Origin of the sequence: Paenibacillus sp. FSL R5-0490, assembly GCF_001956215.1 — a bacterium.
Taxonomy (GTDB): Bacteria; Bacillota; Bacilli; order Bacillales; family Cytobacillaceae; genus Cytobacillus.
In genome coordinates this window covers 1-339 of sequence record NZ_MRTQ01000063.1, presented here as the reverse complement: position 1 = coordinate 339, position 339 = coordinate 1, and the positions used below count along the sequence as shown (strand labels likewise).

The window sequence follows — 339 nt, the reverse complement described above, 5'->3', positions numbered from 1 at the left end:
CGGGCGCGCCATTATACGGGGAGTAGCTCAGCTTGGTAGAGCACTTGGTTTGGGACCAAGGGGTCGCAGGTTCGAATCCTGTCTTCCCGACCATTCGGGAAATAACAATTCTATATGCGGGTGTAGTTTAGTGGTAAAACCTCAGCCTTCCAAGCTGATGATGAGGGTTCGATTCCCTTCACCCGCTCCAAACTTACTGATTGATCTTTGAAAACTGAACGAACAAAACGTCAACGTTTAAATCATTAGTCTTTTTTGAAAAGACAAACGAGCTTAATCAACTCTTATATGGAGAGTTTGATCCTGGCTCAGGACGAACGCTGGCGGCGTGCCTAATAC

Annotated in this window: 2 tRNA genes; both read left to right on the top strand. The window is 46.6% G+C overall.

Annotated elements, in window-relative coordinates:
- The first annotated feature begins 16 nt into the window (after positions 1-16).
- Positions 17-93 (top strand) — tRNA-Pro (locus BK139_RS23465).
- Positions 94-116: 23 nt separating this feature from the next.
- Positions 117-190: transfer RNA gene (locus BK139_RS23460), tRNA-Gly, on the top strand.
- Positions 191-339 lie beyond the last annotated feature (149 nt).